14 protein-coding genes are annotated in these 16,679 nt (G+C 59.1%); 7 read left to right on the top strand and 7 right to left on the bottom strand.

Features of this window, described 5'->3' with window-relative positions:
- Positions 1 to 37: 37 nt before the first annotated feature.
- A complete protein-coding gene (locus DK391_RS01800) occupies positions 38 to 529 on the bottom strand; it encodes a DUF3331 domain-containing protein (protein WP_109476381.1) in 492 nt (163 codons plus the stop codon).
- Between the two features lie 317 nt (positions 530 to 846).
- Complete coding sequence (locus tag DK391_RS01795; protein WP_109476265.1) at positions 847 to 1,518, bottom strand: response regulator; 672 nt, start codon at positions 1,516 to 1,518, stop codon at positions 847 to 849.
- A gap of 292 nt (positions 1,519 to 1,810) precedes the next feature.
- Here DK391_RS01795 and DK391_RS01790 point away from each other — a divergent pair, with 292 nt between their 5' ends.
- The 4 genes from DK391_RS01790 to DK391_RS44065 all read left to right on the top strand — a co-directional run bounded on the left by DK391_RS01790 (position 1,811) and on the right by DK391_RS44065 (position 5,149).
- Positions 1,811 to 2,206 (top strand): response regulator, encoded by a 396-nt coding sequence (locus DK391_RS01790; protein ID WP_343225226.1) that lies wholly within the window; start codon positions 1,811 to 1,813, stop codon positions 2,204 to 2,206.
- A 342-nt stretch (positions 2,207 to 2,548) separates the two neighbouring features.
- Positions 2,549 to 3,949, top strand: a complete 1,401-nt coding sequence (locus DK391_RS01785) for a cytochrome ubiquinol oxidase subunit I (protein ID WP_109476380.1) — start codon at positions 2,549 to 2,551, stop codon at positions 3,947 to 3,949.
- A gap of 42 nt (positions 3,950 to 3,991) precedes the next feature.
- Entirely contained in the window at positions 3,992 to 4,990 is a 999-nt protein-coding gene (cydB, locus tag DK391_RS01780; protein WP_109476263.1) for a cytochrome d ubiquinol oxidase subunit II, read from the top strand.
- Between the two features lie 12 nt (positions 4,991 to 5,002).
- Positions 5,003 to 5,149, top strand: a complete 147-nt coding sequence (locus tag DK391_RS44065; RefSeq protein WP_162600637.1) for a hypothetical protein — start codon at positions 5,003 to 5,005, stop codon at positions 5,147 to 5,149.
- A gap of 84 nt (positions 5,150 to 5,233) precedes the next feature.
- Here the strand turns inward: DK391_RS44065 and DK391_RS01775 are convergent, their stop codons facing one another.
- Together DK391_RS01775 and DK391_RS01770 are read right to left on the bottom strand one after the other, a co-directional pair.
- Positions 5,234 to 6,247, bottom strand: a complete 1,014-nt coding sequence (locus DK391_RS01775) for an AraC family transcriptional regulator (RefSeq protein ID WP_109476262.1) — start codon at positions 6,245 to 6,247, stop codon at positions 5,234 to 5,236.
- Between the two features lie 313 nt (positions 6,248 to 6,560).
- Entirely contained in the window at positions 6,561 to 7,658 is a 1,098-nt protein-coding gene (locus tag DK391_RS01770) for an alkene reductase (RefSeq protein ID WP_109476261.1), read from the bottom strand.
- A gap of 272 nt (positions 7,659 to 7,930) precedes the next feature.
- On the opposite strand from DK391_RS01770, the gene fdnG reads away from it, so the two are divergent.
- Genes fdnG through DK391_RS01755 form a run of 3 tightly spaced genes read left to right on the top strand, consistent with a single transcriptional unit; the run spans position 7,931 to position 12,563 of the window.
- Positions 7,931 to 10,990, top strand: coding sequence for a formate dehydrogenase-N subunit alpha (fdnG, locus tag DK391_RS01765; RefSeq protein ID WP_109476260.1), 3,060 nt, complete (start codon positions 7,931 to 7,933; stop codon positions 10,988 to 10,990).
- 9 nt (positions 10,991 to 10,999) lie between these two features.
- Positions 11,000 to 11,926, top strand: a complete 927-nt coding sequence (fdxH, locus tag DK391_RS01760) for a formate dehydrogenase subunit beta (RefSeq protein WP_109476259.1) — start codon at positions 11,000 to 11,002, stop codon at positions 11,924 to 11,926.
- A complete protein-coding gene (locus tag DK391_RS01755; protein WP_109476258.1) occupies positions 11,910 to 12,563 on the top strand; it encodes a formate dehydrogenase subunit gamma in 654 nt (217 codons plus the stop codon). Before fdxH ends, DK391_RS01755 begins: the two co-directional genes overlap by 17 nt.
- A gap of 58 nt (positions 12,564 to 12,621) precedes the next feature.
- On the opposite strand, the gene DK391_RS01750 is transcribed toward DK391_RS01755, so the two are convergent.
- From DK391_RS01750 to DK391_RS01740, 3 genes are all read right to left on the bottom strand, one after another.
- Positions 12,622 to 12,933 (bottom strand): putative quinol monooxygenase, encoded by a 312-nt coding sequence (locus DK391_RS01750; protein WP_109476257.1) that lies wholly within the window; start codon positions 12,931 to 12,933, stop codon positions 12,622 to 12,624.
- 29 nt (positions 12,934 to 12,962) lie between these two features.
- Positions 12,963 to 14,738: an FAD-dependent oxidoreductase gene (locus DK391_RS01745; protein WP_109476256.1), complete on the bottom strand. Its 1,776-nt coding sequence runs from the start codon at positions 14,736 to 14,738 to the stop codon at positions 12,963 to 12,965.
- 155 nt (positions 14,739 to 14,893) lie between these two features.
- Positions 14,894 to 16,357, bottom strand: a complete 1,464-nt coding sequence (locus DK391_RS01740) for a mechanosensitive ion channel family protein (protein ID WP_109476255.1) — start codon at positions 16,355 to 16,357, stop codon at positions 14,894 to 14,896.
- Positions 16,358 to 16,679 lie beyond the last annotated feature (322 nt).

Below are 16,679 nucleotides of genomic sequence, written 5' to 3'. Positions count from 1 at the left end.
CGTCTGGCCCTGTTGCATCACCGGGAAGGAAAGCTGCCTATCCGACGGCGTCCAGTGCGGGTTCTTCTGCGAAGCGGCGCACGTCTTCAGCGGAACACGGCGCGCAGCGCTGCTCCAGCAACGGCGGCAGCGACGCGGTGCAAGCTTCCACCGCGGACGCGAGCACCATTGCCGTGACGTTGCGCGGCGCTGGGCGCGCCGGGCGCGGGCGGAAGATGTCGTCACCCGGCTCGATCGCCGCGCCCGTCATGGCGCAGCGGCCCGACACACGCGCACGCGCGGAGACCCACAACTGCTCGCGATAGCAGCACTTGGTCGGATCGCGCCAGTCGAGCACGACAGTCAAGGCACTTGGCCGGTCGATCACCGTCACGCACGGCTCCCAAGCCGAAGCGTTGCTCTCGGTGGCCGCCCTGCGCCGCAAAGGTTGATCGATGGACTCTTCAATCGTGCACGATGGCCCCGAACGCAACGACAGAAGATTGATTGTCCGGGTCCACGGATCGACGAGGTTTGCTTCTAGCAGCATCTGCGCCTCCATTCGACACTTGCATTGCCGTGCAGCGGACTCACGAAGCGTGAGCCGCTGACACAGACTCCATTCAAACGAGGCCGCGCGTTGTCGCGAAGATGGTCCGCTAACGTCGTGAGCGACGGATCATGGGCGATTCCGGCTTCGTGGGTGCCTTGCAAGCGCACCACCCGAAGCACACGCGGCCCATTCAAGATATGCCTGCATGGCGGGCGATGCCAGACCTACAAAGGGTTTTGGCGCGTGAGGAAAATGACGGGACCTTATACTTTTGGTTAGTGTGCCGTGGCGGCACGCATCGTCAAACCATCACATCAGGAGCGGCGCGCCCGTGGATTGACGCCCAACACCTGCGCGTGGCGAACCAGTTCGACGACCGACCGCACGCCCATCTTTCGCATCACCTGCCCGCGATGCAGCTTGATGGTGATTTCGCTGAGGTGCATTTCATCGGCGATCTGCTTGTTGAGCAAGCCAGCAAGCACGAATTCGAGCACATCGCGTTCCTTGGGCGTCAACGATTGATACCGGCCGCGTAGCTCGGCAATGGAAGACTCGAAGGCGAGTCGTTCCGCATCGCGCTGCAGCGCCTGCGTGACGGCGTCGAGCATGTCCTGCTCGCGGAAAGGCTTGGAGAAGAACTCCATCGCCCCGGCTTTCATCGCCTTGACGGACATCTCGACGTCCGGAAAACCTGTGATGAAAAGGATTGGAATGTGGGGCGCGAGACTGGCAATCGACTGCTGAAAAGCGAGGCCGCTTTCGCTGCGCAGCCGCACGTCGAGAATGAGGCAGCTTGGAATGCTCTCGCGGCGAAACGCGATGAATTCGACGGGTGAACCGAATGCTTCGACGCGATGCCCCACCGAGCGCAACAGGCTGCCTAGCGACTCCCTCACGTCCTCATCGTCGTCGATGATGTAGACGATCGACGGTGCCAGCGAGCCGTCGCTGTCACCCGAAGCCGATTTCCCGGTGGTCGTCATTACGCATCCCCTCTCACGCGATGTGCTGTTCAATTATCCGCTCGATGCGAGCGTTGCGCCGTGCGGCCCCGTTTGCGACCCTTTCAATGTCAAGAACCGGTTTCGTCGACGGTCCCTGCTGTGGCAATACACAGCCGATCGCTTGCCCGCGATACGGATTACATTCAGGCCTCCGGGCCTTACATAGACCAGACGTATTTTTATACCAACGTATGGTTACTGCAGCGTAGCGGACCCATTATTCTAGAAAGATAACAGTTCACAATCCACAGGGTCGTCGCGCGTTCCGCCTGTGGAACCCGTCCGAGGGGATCCCGTGACGCCTGCCGCTATTGTTTCGATAGTAGAAGATGACGAATCGGTTCGGGAGGCGATCGAGAATCTCATACGCTCGCTAGGATGGGATGTTGCTTCGTTCGATTGCGCCGATGCATTCCTTCGCTCAGGCATCGTGCAGCAAACGCGATTGCTGATCTCGGACGTCACGATGCCGGGCATGTCAGGCATCGAGATGCATGCACAACTGGCTTCGGGTGGCATCGCACCGCCGACCATTTTCATCACGGGATATCCCAATGTGCAGGACGAAGCCGTTGCACTCGCCAATGGCGCAATAGCGTACCTTGAAAAGCCTCTCGATTCGGACGTGATACTCGCAAGAATCCAGCAGGCAGTCGGTAATCCCTAGCGTTCATCGACGAGTCCGTGAAGTCGCTTGCATGCAGTTCTATACGACGGTATAGGGTTTCGATGCCGCCCTTAAGGCGCCGTCATACCGCAGTACTATTTGCCCGCGCAGCCCTATCGCGCTAGTGTGTTGTCATCGAGAGCAATCGGATCTGGGCAGACGATACGCCTCATCCTCTCGAACGACCTTCGACCCCGGCGGCCCCAAGGCGGAACGTCGATCTTTGAAAACTGGCGGCATAAACCCTTGAGCGACGCCGTACTTCCTGGCGGTGCCCACGCGCTCCTTCCTGCGAAACGCGCGTGTGACGTCCCGAAGTGCCGGTGCGCCTGGTGAAAGGTGATTTCGATGGATGCCAATGCGCTCGATCTGTCACGGCTTCAGTTCGCGTTCACAGTCTCGTTCCACATCATGTTCCCGGCGCTCAGCATCGGGCTGGCGAGCTTTCTTGCTGTCCTCGAAGGCTGCTACCTGAAAACGGGCAAGCCGCATTACAAGGAACTGTGCATTTACTGGTCGAAGATCTTCGCCGTGGGTTTCGGCATGGGTGTCGTGTCGGGTGTGGTGATGGCCTACGAGTTTGGGACCAACTGGTCCGGCTTCTCCAGCTTCGCTGGGCCCATCACCGGTCCGTTGTTGACCTACGAGGTGATGACCGCCTTTTTCCTCGAAGCCGGGTTTCTCGGCATCATGTTGTTCGGCTGGCAAAAGGTGGGACCGAAGGCTCATTTCGCTGCCACATTGCTCGTGGCGATCGGCACGCTGATCTCGACCTTCTGGATCTTGTCCTCGAATAGCTGGATGCAAACGCCGCAAGGGTTTTCCGTCGAGAATGGACATGTGGTCCCGGTCGACTGGTTTGCCGTCATTTTCAATCCATCCTTTCCGTACCGGCTGGCGCATATGACGATGGCCGCGTTTATCGTCGCCGCGCTGATCGTCGCCGCGACGGGAGGCTGGCATCTGCTGCACGGACGCCGCGATCCCGAAGTCAAGACGATGTATTCGATGGCCCTCTGGCTACTGCTGTTTCTGGCACCTATCCAGGCTTTCGTAGGCGATCAGCACGGGCTGAATACGCGCAAGTATCAGCCTGCGAAGATCGCCGCCATCGAAGGCTTGTGGGAGACCGAGAAAGGCGGCACTGCGCTGAATCTCATCGGCTTTCCCGATATGCAGGCCGAGGAAACACGCTACGCGATCCAGATACCGCATCTCGGCAGCCTGATTCTCACGCACAGCTGGGACGGCGAAATTCGTGGGCTGAAGGAGTTCCCCAAGGAAGACCGGCCGAATTCGTCGCTGATCTTCTGGACCTTCCGCATCATGGCCGGGCTTGGCGTATTGATGATCCTGACGGCGATCGTCGGCCTCATCCTGCGCAGAAGCGGCAAGCTCTTCGAATTCCGTCCTTATCAATGGCTCACTGTGCTGATGGGACCGACAGGGATCATCTCGCTGATTGCTGGCTGGATCACAACTGAAGCGGGTCGCCAACCGTGGGTTGTCTACGGCGTGCTTCGCACGAAAGATGCCGTCTCGCCCGTGACGGCTCAAAGCGCCGGCGTGTCTCTGCTCATCTTCGTGATGGTCTACTTTCTCGTGTTCGGCACGGGCATCTACTACATCATGAAGCTCATTCAAGCCGGGCCAGGACGCTCGGAAGACGGCACGCCGACGCCCGAACCCGTAGACCCTGCCGAAGCCACCGGGCGGCGCCCGCTTGCCGCCGCAACGGAATAACTCGCCGCACACATACCTCCTTCAGACATTCCGGAGCATGGCATGGACGTCACCGTGATATGGGCCGCCATCATCGCACTCGGCCTTTTTATGTACATCGCTCTCGACGGATTCGATCTGGGCATCGGCATGATCTTTCCGTTCTTCCCGCTCGACAGCGAGAGAGACATGATGATGCATAGCATCGCGCCAGTCTGGGACGGCAATGAAACGTGGCTGGTACTGGGCGGCGCCGCGCTGTTTGCGGCCTTTCCGATGGTCTATTCGGTCGCGCTGTCGGGGCTTTATCTGCCCATCATATTCATGCTGGTCTGCCTGATTTTCCGCGGCGTATCGTTCGAAGTGCGTGGCAAGGCCAATCGCACGAAGAACATGTGGAGTCTGGCTTTCATCTGTGGCTCGGCAGGCGCGGCGTTCTTTCAAGGCGTGATTCTGGGTGCCTATCTTCACGGCATTCCCGTCAAGAACGGCGTCTTTTCCGGCGATCCATTCTTTTGGGTCACGCCGTTCAGCTTCTTGACGGGCATGGGCTTGATGTTCACCTACGCGTTGCAGGGTGCGACCTATCTCGTGCTCAAGACGGAGGGTGAGTTCCAGGAGCGTCTGCGTGCGCTGGTATGGCCGCTGACGCTCGTGTTGCTTGGCTTCATTCTCGTCGTCAGCATCTGGACACCTTTGACAGATGCGCAGGTTGCCGCACGCTGGTTCCATTCATCGTTCCGCTACAGGCTGTACTCGGTGCCTTTCCTCGTGGCGATCACTACCGTGCTGATGTACGCCGCAGTGAAACGCCGCATGGATCTCGCGCCGTTCGTGCTGTGCCTCGTGCTGATCCTGCTGGGCTACATCGGCTTGCTGATCAGCATATGGCCTTACGCGATACCCAATAGCGTCACGCTTTGGGACGCTGCATCGCCCCGGCCGAGCCAGCTTTTCGCCCTCGTAGGTGCGGTGATCATCATCCCGATCATCATCGTGTACACCACTGCGGGTTATTGGGTCTTTCGCGGCAAGCTGCAAGCGGGAAGCCAATACCATTGAAGGGGATCAGTCATGTCCAATCCAGCTTCCGATTCCGAATCGACAACGCTCGGCAAACGCATGATGTGGTTTGTCATTCTGTGGCTGGTGGGCTTTGTCGGCACCATGCTGCTCGCCATGCCGTTTCACTTTCTCGTTGCAGCGGCGATGCATCATTGATGGCGTCGCGGCCTTGCGCGAGTGAAGAGAGAAATAGCAAACGCCGGCGGCTCGCGCCGCCGGCGTTCGGTCGGTCACAGTACTTCAAATGCCTCGCGCTACGACGCTTTCGGAGCGGCCATGTTTCGCCCGCCACCGATGCGGTGTGTCATCGACGTGACGCCGAAACACCGTGGTGAAATGCGCCTGGGTGCGAAATCCGACGCTGAACGCAATATCGGCGACGGTCGATCTCGTGGTGGCAAGCAGCGTCTTCGCGTGCTCGACCCGCCTGCGCAAGATGAACGTATGAGGCGAAGTCCCCGTCGCGGCCCTGAAACGCGCGGCGAAGTGCATCGGCGACAGCCCGACCGCTCCGCCCAACTCTGCCAGCGTCAGACTGCCGTCAATCCGCTGATCGATGAAATCGACGGCGATCTTGACCCGCCACGCTTCGAGCGGCGACACGGACGACGCCCGCGCCGGCTTGATCGATGCACGTGCAACGATGTTCTCCAGCAGCCTGGCCAGGATAGATAGCGTAATTCCGTCTGCGTAAAGCGAACTGGTTGCCGCCCGTCCATGTACTGCCCGCAATAGCGTGCCAGTGAGTTTGATCACGACGGAATCCCGCACATGCAACGGCGCTGCAGCGAACAGCGAGGTGATGTTCGGCGCCTCGCCGTCGTCGAGCCACTCCGTGAGCCAGTGCGCAGGCACGTACACGTGCAGGAAGTCGGCGGGCGTGTGAAACGTGCCACTGACCTCCACGCCGGACGGCAACACGAGCGCGGCACCGCGATCGAGCACGCCGTCGTAGAACGGCTCGCCGTTCGACACGACCGTGACTACCGCTTGACGCAAACACAGTGCGACGAGCATGTGCTGAGCGTCGACGGTGGTGTTCCAGATTCGCGGTGCTTCGCTTGTCCACCGCGAGGCGACGAACGAATTCGTCTTGTGAAGCGACTGACGGTCGATCTGCAATCCAGCGCTCAGGATGGTGTCGTGCCGGTCCTCATCCGGTTCGATGCCCGCATTCCGCGCGACAAGTCCGGATGAATGAGGAACGACTTTTGTAGGCTCGGTGTATAGACCGATGGCAAGTGATTCGTGCATGGATCTTCCCTCTGTTTCCGCTCAGAAGTAGCGCCAGGACACTCTGCGCCGAATGACGCAGAGCTGTTCGCGTACCCACCCGGAACCCTTACCAGCAAAGCCCGGGAGGCACGTGTCAAAGATAGCGTCGCCAGAGGAAGGCGGGTAGTCTACGGCGGTATGGAACTGCCCAGGGTATCCCTCCAGACCCTAAACGAAAGTATGGGTGGAGGGATTTCGTAGGTCTGGGAGTCAGTGAGCGGAAGAGCGTGATGCGTGCTTTGAAGGCCACGGCGCGAGGATCGAATCCGGCAATACCCAGCGCGGCCAGACTTCACGAGGCAGATTGCGTGAACGGCTGAAAGTCCGTGTAGCCTTCTGCGCCGCCGCCATAGTAGGTTTCGACGGGTGCTTTCGTTAGCGGCAAATCGTGACGCAGCCTGTCCACCAGATCGGGATTTCCGATAAATGGTCTGCCGAAAGCGATCATGTCGGCATAGCCGGAGTCCACCGCTTCAATGGCCCGTTCGCGATCGTAGCTGTTGTTTGCAATGTATTTGCTGCCGAAGGATTCGTGCAGTGCCTTGAAATCAAACTCTCCTGCTGCGTTCTTGCCTTGCGTTTGCCCTTCCACGCAATGCAGCCACGCGAGACCGAGCTTGCCAACACGCTCTGCGAGAAATCCATAGGTTGCCTGCGGATTGCTGTCCAGGGGCGTATCGCCGACAGCGCGCGTAATCGGCGAGAGGCGAACGCCAACGCGATCGGCGCCCCACACATCGGCGACGGCTTCGATGACTTCGATGGCGAGACGCGTGCGATTTTCGATCGAACCGCCATAACGGTCGGTCCGCTTGTTGGTGCTGTCGCGAATGAACTGTTCCAGCAGATAGCAATTCGCGGCATGCACTTCGACGCCGTCGAATCCTGCTGACTTCGCGTTGCTCGCAGCGTGCCGATAGTCTTCGATGATGGCGGGTATTTCGTCCAGTTCGAGGGCCCGAGGCATCGACGGTCGCGCCGGGCCATCGACTGTAAAGACTTCATCGTCAGCCTGAATGGCCGATGGCGCGACAGGCGCGGCCCCATCTTTTTGCAGGCTGACGTGCGACATGCGACCGACGTGCCACAACTGGAGCACGATACGGCCGCCCGCCTCGTGCACGGCCTGGGTGACGGCCGACCACGCGGCTACCTGTGCTTCCGTGTAAATGCTCGGCGTGTATGCGTAGCCCCGCGCCTGCTGCGAAATGTTCGTGGCCTCGCTGACAATGAGTCCCGCCGACGCCCGTTGCCGGTAGTACTCGACGGCAAGCGCCGACTGCACCCCGTCCATCCCGGCGCGCGAGCGCGTCAATGGCGCCATCGCAATGCGATTCGCGACGGGAATCGCACCAATCGATGTCGGTGAGAAAAGGCCACGCTGATCCATATCGACACTCCTTCGGTTCCGTACGGGGTTGAGGAAATTTATATCACTCGCCTTTCACCCGGCACATGCACCGGTTCAGATAGACAAAACTCACGTTGAAGTGACAACGCACGCAGTGGGACAGGATCGTGCATCTCCGTCTGAGCGGAAAGGCCATGCTTTTCGAAAGATCGTGCGTTCCCGGAATACACGTCAGCGGATATCGAAGACGATGAACGAGAACGCGAGAGTGTCCCCAACAACGCCGCGCGACACCGGTTTAGGAAACATCCATGGATAGCCTGACACGACGGCAGTTCCTGAAGATCTCGGCTGCGACACTCGCCAGTTCGAGCGTCGCGCTGTTGGGTTTTTCTCCGGGCGCCGCGATAGCAGAAGTTCGTCAATACAAGCTCAGTCGCGCCACTGAAGTACGAAACACCTGCACGTATTGCTCGGTGGGGTGCGGCATTCTGATGTATGCACTGGGTGACAACGCGAAGAACGCGAAAGGCAGCATCATCCACATCGAGGGCGATCCCGATCACCCCGTCAATCGAGGCACCTTGTGTCCGAAAGGTGCCAGTCTTCTCGACATCATTCACAGCGAATCGCGTCTCACGATTCCCGAATATCGCGCTCCCGGCTCGGATAAATGGACACCGATTTCCTGGGACGACGCCTTCGATCGCATCGCGAAGCTGCTCAAGGCAGATCGGGACGCGAACTTCGTCGAAAAAACGCCCGACGGAAAGACGGTCAACCGTTGGGTGACGACGGGCTTTCTTGCCGCATCTGCCGCGAGTAACGAAGCCGGTTATTTGACGCACAAGGTAGTCCGCAGTCTGGGGATGCTCGCATTCGATAACCAGGCGCGTGTCTGACACGGCCCGACGGTGGCAGGTCTTGCCCCGACATTTGGCCGCGGTTCGATGACAAACCATTGGGTCGATATCCGGAATGCAGATGTGATTCTCGTGATGGGCGGCAATGCAGCCGAGGCACATCCTTGCGGCTTCAAATGGGTCGTCGAAGCGAAAGCGCATCGCGGCGCGCGGCTGATCGTGGTCGATCCGCGCTTTACACGCACTGCGTCGGTCGCGGACTACTATGCGCCGATTCGTACGGGCACGGACATCGCGTTCCTGGGCGGCGTCATCAACTATCTGCTGACCACCGGGAAGATCCAGCACGAATACGTGCGCAATTACACGGACTTCAGCTTCATTGTCCGCGGTGACTTCGAGTTCAAGGATGGTCTGTACTCCGGCTACAACGCGGAGAAGCGCGCCTACGACAAAAGCAGCTGGGATTACGAATACGGCGAAGACGGGTTCGTAAAAACTGACGCAACGCTTTCCGATCCGCGTTGCGTTTATCAACTGATGAAGGCCCACTTCTCCCGATACACGCCTGAAATGGTCGAGAAGATCTGTGGCACGCCCAAAGAAAAGTTTTTGCACGTCTGCGAGGTGCTAGGCAGTACGGCCACGCCCAATCGCGCGGGAACGTTGCTGTACGCGCTTGGATGGACACATCATTCGATCGGTGCACAGATTATCCGCACGGGTGCCATGGTGCAGTTGCTGCTGGGAAACATCGGGATTGCAGGGGGTGGCGTCAATGCACTGCGCGGACACTCGAACATCCAGGGTCTGACAGACCTTGGGCTGTTGAGCGAAATGCTCCCCGGATACATGGTGCTTCCATCCGAAGACGATCAGGGCTATCACGCCTATCTTCGCAAGCACACGCTCAAGCCCCTTCGTCCTAACCAGCTCAGCTTCTATCAGAACTATCCGGCGTTCTTCGTCAGCATGATGAAGTCCTGGTGGGGCGACGCGGCCACGAAGGAAAACAACTGGGCGTACGACTATCTGCCGAAGCCGGACAAGACCTATGACGTCATCCAGAACGTCGAGTTGATGGTACAGGGCAAGATGACCGGTTACGTTTGCCAGGGCTTCAACATGATCGCTTCCGCGCCGAACAAGGCGAAAGTGTTCGAAGGGCTGAGCAAGCTCAAATGGCTGTTGATCATGGATCCGCTGGCGACGGAGACATCGGAGTTCTGGAAGAACTTTGGCGAGTTCAACAACGCCGATTCGTCGAAGATACAGACGGAAGTGTTCCGGCTTCCTACTACTTGCTTCGCGGAAGAAAATGGCTCGGTGGTGAGTTCATCGCGGGTGCTGCAATGGCACTGGAAAGGGGCCGAGCCGCCGGGTGAAGCACTCAGTGACGCCGAGATCATGTCGAACCTCTTCACGAGGATGCGAGAGATGTACCGCACGCAGGGTGGCGCGTATCCGGACCCGATACTCAAGCTCAACTGGCCGTACTTCGACCCGGAAAGCCCTACGCCGGAAGAACTGGCGAAGGAGTACAACGGCTCGGCGGTGAGCGACATCGTCGATTCGAACAGGCGTGTACTGAAAGCGGGACAACAGCTCTCTGGTTTTTCGCAACTTCGCGACGACGGCAGCACGGCGAGCGGTTGCTGGATCTTCTGCGGTGCGTGGACGGAAGAAGGCAACATGATGGGCCGCCGCGACAACAGCGATCCGACGGGTATCGGCCAGAGTCTGGGTGGGGCGTGGGCGTGGCCTGACAATCGCCGCATCCTGTACAACCGCGCCTCATGCGACATCAACGGACAGCCTTTCGATCCATCACGGAAGATTATCCGCTGGGACGGCAAGAAATGGGATGGCGCCGATATTCCAGACTATAAGGATGACGAATCACCTTCGCTCGGCATGGGTCCGTTCATCATGAACCCGGAGGGCGTGGCTCGTTTCTTCGCCAGAGCACAGATGAACGAAGGGCCATTTCCCGAGCACTATGAACCCTTTGAAACACCGCTTGGATTCAATCCCTTGCATCCGGACAAACCGGGTGTGACGAGCAATCCGGCTGCGAGAGTCTTTCCCAATGATCGGGCCAATTTCGGCTCGGCGCGTGAGTTTCCCCATACGGCAACGACTTATCGCCTCACCGAGCATTTTCACTTCTGGACCAAGAACGCGCGGCTGAACGCGATTGTGCAGCCGGCGCAATTCGTCGAGATCAGCGAGGAACTGGCCCGGCAGATTGGCGTGGTGGCGGGTGACCGCGTGAAGGTGTCGTCGAAGCGTGGCTACATCATCGCCAATGCCGTGGTTACGAAGCGCATCAAGCCACTTATCGTCGATGGCAGGAGTGTCGAAACGGTCGGTGTTCCCCTGCACTGGGGATACAAAGGTGTGGCGAAGCTCGGCTACCTGGCCAACACGCTGACACCGTCGGTAGGCGATGCGAACACGCAGACGCCGGAGTTCAAATCCTTTCTCGTGAAAGTCGAAAAGGCTTGAGGGCAAACCATGGCTTTGCAATCGCTGGATATCAAGCGTCTATCGGCCACGACGGTTCTGCCGCCGGGCGATCGCAACCCGGTCACGGGGACGGTTGCCAAGCTGATCGACGTATCCAAATGCATCGGCTGCAAAGCCTGTCAGACGGCGTGCATGGAGTGGAACGATCTGAGAGACGAGGTCGGTGACAACATCGGCGTCTATGACAATCCGATCGATCTGACGGAGCACTCATGGACCGTGATGCGCTTCACGGAATACGTGAATCCGAAGGGCGATCTCGAATGGCTGATCCGCAAAGACGGATGCATGCATTGTGCGGACCCGGGTTGTCTGAAGGCCTGTCCGTCGCCTGGCGCGATCGTTCAGTACACGAATGGAATCGTCGACTTCCACGAAGAGAACTGCATCGGTTGCGGATATTGCATTGCCGGCTGTCCGTTCAACATTCCGCGTCTCTCGAAGACGGAGCATCGTGTGTACAAGTGCACGTTGTGTTCCGATCGCGTATCGGTAGGCCAGGAGCCCGCATGTGCGAAGACATGTCCAACCGGCGCGATCATGTTCGGCACCAAAGAGGATATGAAGGCACAAGCTGCCGATCGCATCAGCGATCTCAAGGACAGAGGGTTCGAACACGCCGGATTGTACGACCCGCAAGCAGTGGGCGGCACGCACGTGATGTACGTGCTGCATCATGCGGACCAGCCTTCGCTTTATCACGGCTTGCCGGACAAACCGAGAATCAATCCGATGGTGGTGCTATGGAAAGGCATCGCGAAGCCGATGGCATTGGCCATCCTGTTCCTGACTGTGATCACCACCTTTTTCCATTACGTCCGGATCGGTCCGAACAAGGTTCATCCCGAAGATGAAGAGGCAGCCCGCGCCGACATGGAAGCGTCCAAGGAGGACAGCGATGAGCGAAGACGGTAAGTGGACTCACGACAATCTGATCGAGCGGTACAACGCGAACGAGCGCACGATCCACTGGATCACGGCGATCAGCTTCGTCTTGCTCGCGCTCTCCGGACTGGCGCTGTTTCATCCCGCGATGTTCTGGTTATCGAATCTGTTCGGTGGTGGACAATGGTTGCGCATCCTGCATCCATTCATTGGTCTCGTGATGTTCTCGGCGTTTTCATGCCTCGCGTTGCGCTATTGGCATCACAACCTGATCGAGATGAATGACATTCGATGGCTCATGCATATCCTCGACATTCTCAACAATCGCGAGGAAGGTGTGCCGGAAGTCGGACGCTACAACGCTGGTCAGAAGATGCTGTTCTGGACGTTGCTGCCTTGCATGATCGTGCTGCTGCTTTCAGGCATCGCTATCTGGAGGCGCTATTTCTCGGGCTATTTTCCAATCGATGTAGTCCGGCTCGGAGCGCTCGCGCATGCGGTGGCAGCCTTTGTTCTGATCGCGGCTATTCTGGTTCACATCTATGCCGGCATCTGGATCCAGGGAACGCTGGGCGCCATGCTGCATGGCTATGTCACGCCGGGCTGGGCGAGAAAGCATCATCCACGCTGGTTTCGTTCGCTACTGAAATCGAGAGACACGCACTAGCGTGGTGTTCGCAGCGGCCTGTCTTGCGCAGGCCGTAGCAGCCCATACTTTGAAAAGATCAGGTGCCAGCTTGATCCGCCACATCTACGCCGTGCACAACGACAGCGGTACGCTCCGCGAGCTCATTGATACGGGACAGGTAGTTCTGGAAGTGCGGCGTCGCCCGATGCGAGACGATGGCGTCGCCGTCTTTATAGAGCTCATCGAGCACGAAACGGCCGCGATTATCACCGTCCTGCCATAGATCGTAGCGAAGGTTGCCTGCCTCCGCGCGAGAGAGCGGCACCATGCCACGCAGCAATGTTTCCAGTTCGCTTTCGCGTCCCTCTTTCGCAGTCAGTATGGCGACGATCTTTACAGGTGGAGTCACGTGTCTATCTCCATGGAAGCGGTGAACGTTCAGCCCGGTTGAGCCTGAATGACCGAACCCGGCGCTCCCCTATTTGTAGCATAGGACCGGCGTTCAGCGAGTACGCCATGAATCTGCGCGACGACAGCTGCGCCTTCGCCGACTGCCGCAGATACCCGTTTGATCGATTCCGCCCGCGCATCACCAATCGCGAACACGCCGTCCACACTGGTTTCGAGCGTGTGTTTGCCTGCGTCGTAACCGCCACGCGCCTCCGCGCCCGTCAGGACAAAACCTTTGGCATCGGTGCGGACGCCACAGCCCTTCAACCATCGGGTGTTGGGTTCGGCGCCCGTGAACAGGAACAGATGTCTGACCGAAAATGACATCGGGCCGTCCGGCCCTTTGCAACGGATCTCCGACAAACCGACCGCATCGTCCGCCAAGGAGAGAACCTGCGTGTCGGTATAGAGCGTGACGTTCGGGAGTCTCATGATGCGATCGATCAGATACTGCGACATGTGCTCTTCGAGACGATGTCCACGAATCACCAGGTGAACGCGCTCTGCATGAGACGCGAGATAGACGACGCCCTGCCCCGCCGAATTTCCGCCGCCCACCACGACGATTTCGAGTCCCCGGCACAGCTTCGCCTCGACCGGCGACGTGCCGAAGAATACGCCGCGGCCCGTCAGACGTTCGAGTCCTTCGATGTCCGGCTTCACGTACGCCGCGCCCGATGCAATGACTACCGTATGCGACGCGACGCGCTTGCCGTATTCGAGTTCGACTTCGAGCGGCGTGCATTCGCATTTGAGTATGCGGATGCGCGTTGGAATCGAAATGTGCACGCCGAATTTCTGCACCTGCACAAAGGCCCGGCCTGTCAGCGCCTGCCCGGAAATGCCCGTGGGAAAACCCAGATAGTTCTCGATCCGTGCACTTGTGCCTGCCTGCCCGCCCGGTCCCCAACTGTCGAAGATCGCAACGGATAGACCTTCCGATGCCGCGTACACCGCAGCCGCCAGTCCCGCAGGCCCCGCGCCGACGATCACCGTGTCGTAGACGTGGGTAGGATCGAATTCGGGCAACCAGCCGAGGGCACTCGCGACGCGATTCTCATCGGGCGCGCGCAACACGGTTCCGTCCGGACAGATCACGATAGGGAAGTCGCTGGGTGTCGCGGAAATGCGTTGAAGCAACGCAACGGTCTCGGCGTCGTCGCGCCCGTCGATCAATGAATAGGGATACGAGTTTCTTCGCAGCAGATCCTGCAACGCGATCAGCCGCGCGTCGGTCGAATCGCCGATCAGAACGGGGCCGCTACCCTTCTCGATCAATCCCACGCGGCGCAGAATCAGCGCGCGCATGATCTTCTCGCCGAGTTCTGCTTCCATCACCAGCAGCCGGCGAAGATCGACTGATTCGATCACGATCGCCGTCGTGTCTTCGACGACAACGCCGTCGCCCAGACAGGGATGACCGAACAGTTGCGCGATCTCGCCAAGAAACTGCCCCGGTCGATACTCGAAGACGCGATGCACCCTGCCGACGGCGTCACGCCGGATCACCTTGACGAGTCCTTTCAACATCACGACGAGGCCGGGGCTGGAATGCCCCATGGAGAACATGACGTCGCCCGCCGTCCATTGAACTTCCTTTCCGAATGCGCGCGTCCTGTCGACTTCCCGCTCGGGAAGAAACGGGAACATCTGCTCCTTCCGGTTGGTGATCACGGATACGGCGCCCTCCGCTTCGATCGCATTGACGAAACTCAGGCTGTGATCGTTCGACGCTTCATCCTGCGAGCTACCAGCGCTATCCATAAGCGGGTCTCCAGAGCGGACTCGGTATATCCGCTAACACTACTGAAGTCCCACTCGACACGTCGATTTCAGTGCGCACTCGCCATATCGTGCGAAATGGCAAGGGGATGTGCGTGATCGCGCGATGCGTCGCGCGTCGTGAGCGACAGACGCCGCTAGAAGGTCAGGTCGTGCAGGCGGCGCACGCCGTCGAGTAGCCACTGAAGAAACGAATTCTCGGATTGCGCAGCGGGGGTAGGCGCGCCAATTTTGTCCAGCATGCGCTGACGGCGCGACAGTAACTGGCACATCAACTTCGCCACTTCGGGATTGTTCTTGAGGATCGGTGTCAGGTCGTCTTTCTGCAGCATGTAGACAACCGATGGCGTCAGCATCGTGATTGTGACGCGGGCGGGCAGACCGGCGAGCAAACCGCCCTCCCCGATTGCCTCGCCAGGACCTGGCCGGGCTACCTCGACTTGTGCGCTGCCTTCCTTGATCGTTGCGCAGAGCACGCCCGTATCGATGATGGTGAGACTGTCGGGCACCGATTCCGGCGTGATCAGGACTTCGCCTGCTGCGCACTCGCGGCGCAACAGCCGTGGAGCGAGCTGGGCGATCTCGTCCGAAGTCAGCGCCGCGAACATATCGACACGTCGCAGCAACCTGATGCGCTTGTCACTCCGTTCGAGCGACACGTCGCCCGCATACGGAATGCCGAGCGATCTGAGTTCGACACCGGCGGCCGCGAGGTGCCGGTAACACAGATCGTACAGTTCGTTCGACACCGTGCGTTTCTGGTTCATGTCGTCGACGTAGGCGGTTGCTTCATACTGGAACGACTCCGTGCCCGCCGCCTTCACCTGGGCATACGGTGCCGGATCTGCGAGCACCGCGCGCACGCTTTTCAGCGCGTGATCGAGCGCATCGAGAACGACCTTGGGACGTGCCTCAGGTGTGATCTCGAGCGAGACGCTCACGCCATGAAGCGCGGTCGGCCGACTGCTGTTGATGATCTTCGTTTTCGCTGCGATCGCGTTCGGCACAATCACGACTGCACCTTGCGATGTCAACAGATGTGTGGCGCGCCAATTCATTTCCATCACCTTGCCTTCGACGCCATCGATGCTCACCCAGTTGCCCACTTCGTATGGCTCGGTCGTATTGATGACGATGCCGGCGAAGACGTCGCTCAGCGTGCTTTGAATGGCCAGACCCAGGACGAGCGCGAGCGCGCCGGAGGTGGCGACGAGTCCGCGAATCGGCAGTTCGAGCACGAACCCGAGCGACGCGACGATCGCGGCGAGAAACGCGAGCGCGCCAAACACATCTTCGAACAGTCGCTGGCGACGCCATATCTTGGGAAGCAGAAACGTATCCAGCATTTTGCTGAGCAAACGCGCACCCGTTAGCCACCAGATAATTTCGAGCAGCTGGCCGAGCATGTGCAGCGCCCACGAATCGGGATACGGTGCCTGTGAAAACGGACTCAGATTTGAGGCGAACAAGAGCGCACTGAAGGCTGCATAGATGCAAAGCCGCACGGTCAGCCTCGCGATTTCGTTGCGAGGCATCTCGCAACACCACACGAGGACGTCGAGCGCGACCAGCAAAAAGCCGAAGAGCAACGGATTGTTCACGCAAGCTCCGAATTCAGGCCGGGGAAATCTGTGGGCGCACGATGTGTGGTCGCGGCGGTGGACGGTCGGCGTTCGATGAGAATCGTGATCGTTTCTGCGGGACTGCGTGTTTATCCGTGGGCGGTGGGAATTCGGGGGTTTGCGATAGGAGATGGCCGGGGCTGCTTTGTGTGGGATCCGGTTTTTGCTAGGGATTCGCGTTATGCGGGACAGTACAAAACACGTAACGTTTACTACGATCTACATCTGTTGTTGCATGCGTGACGCCACCGTTTGTCGTTTTTGACGAGATTCGGCTTAGCGTACTGTTTTTCCGTGAAAC

Source organism: Paraburkholderia sp. C35, assembly GCF_003121405.1.
Taxonomy (GTDB): Bacteria; Pseudomonadota; Gammaproteobacteria; order Burkholderiales; family Burkholderiaceae; genus Paraburkholderia.
Note: the sequence above shows the minus strand (reverse complement) of the source record. Positions and strands in the feature narration are given on the sequence as shown.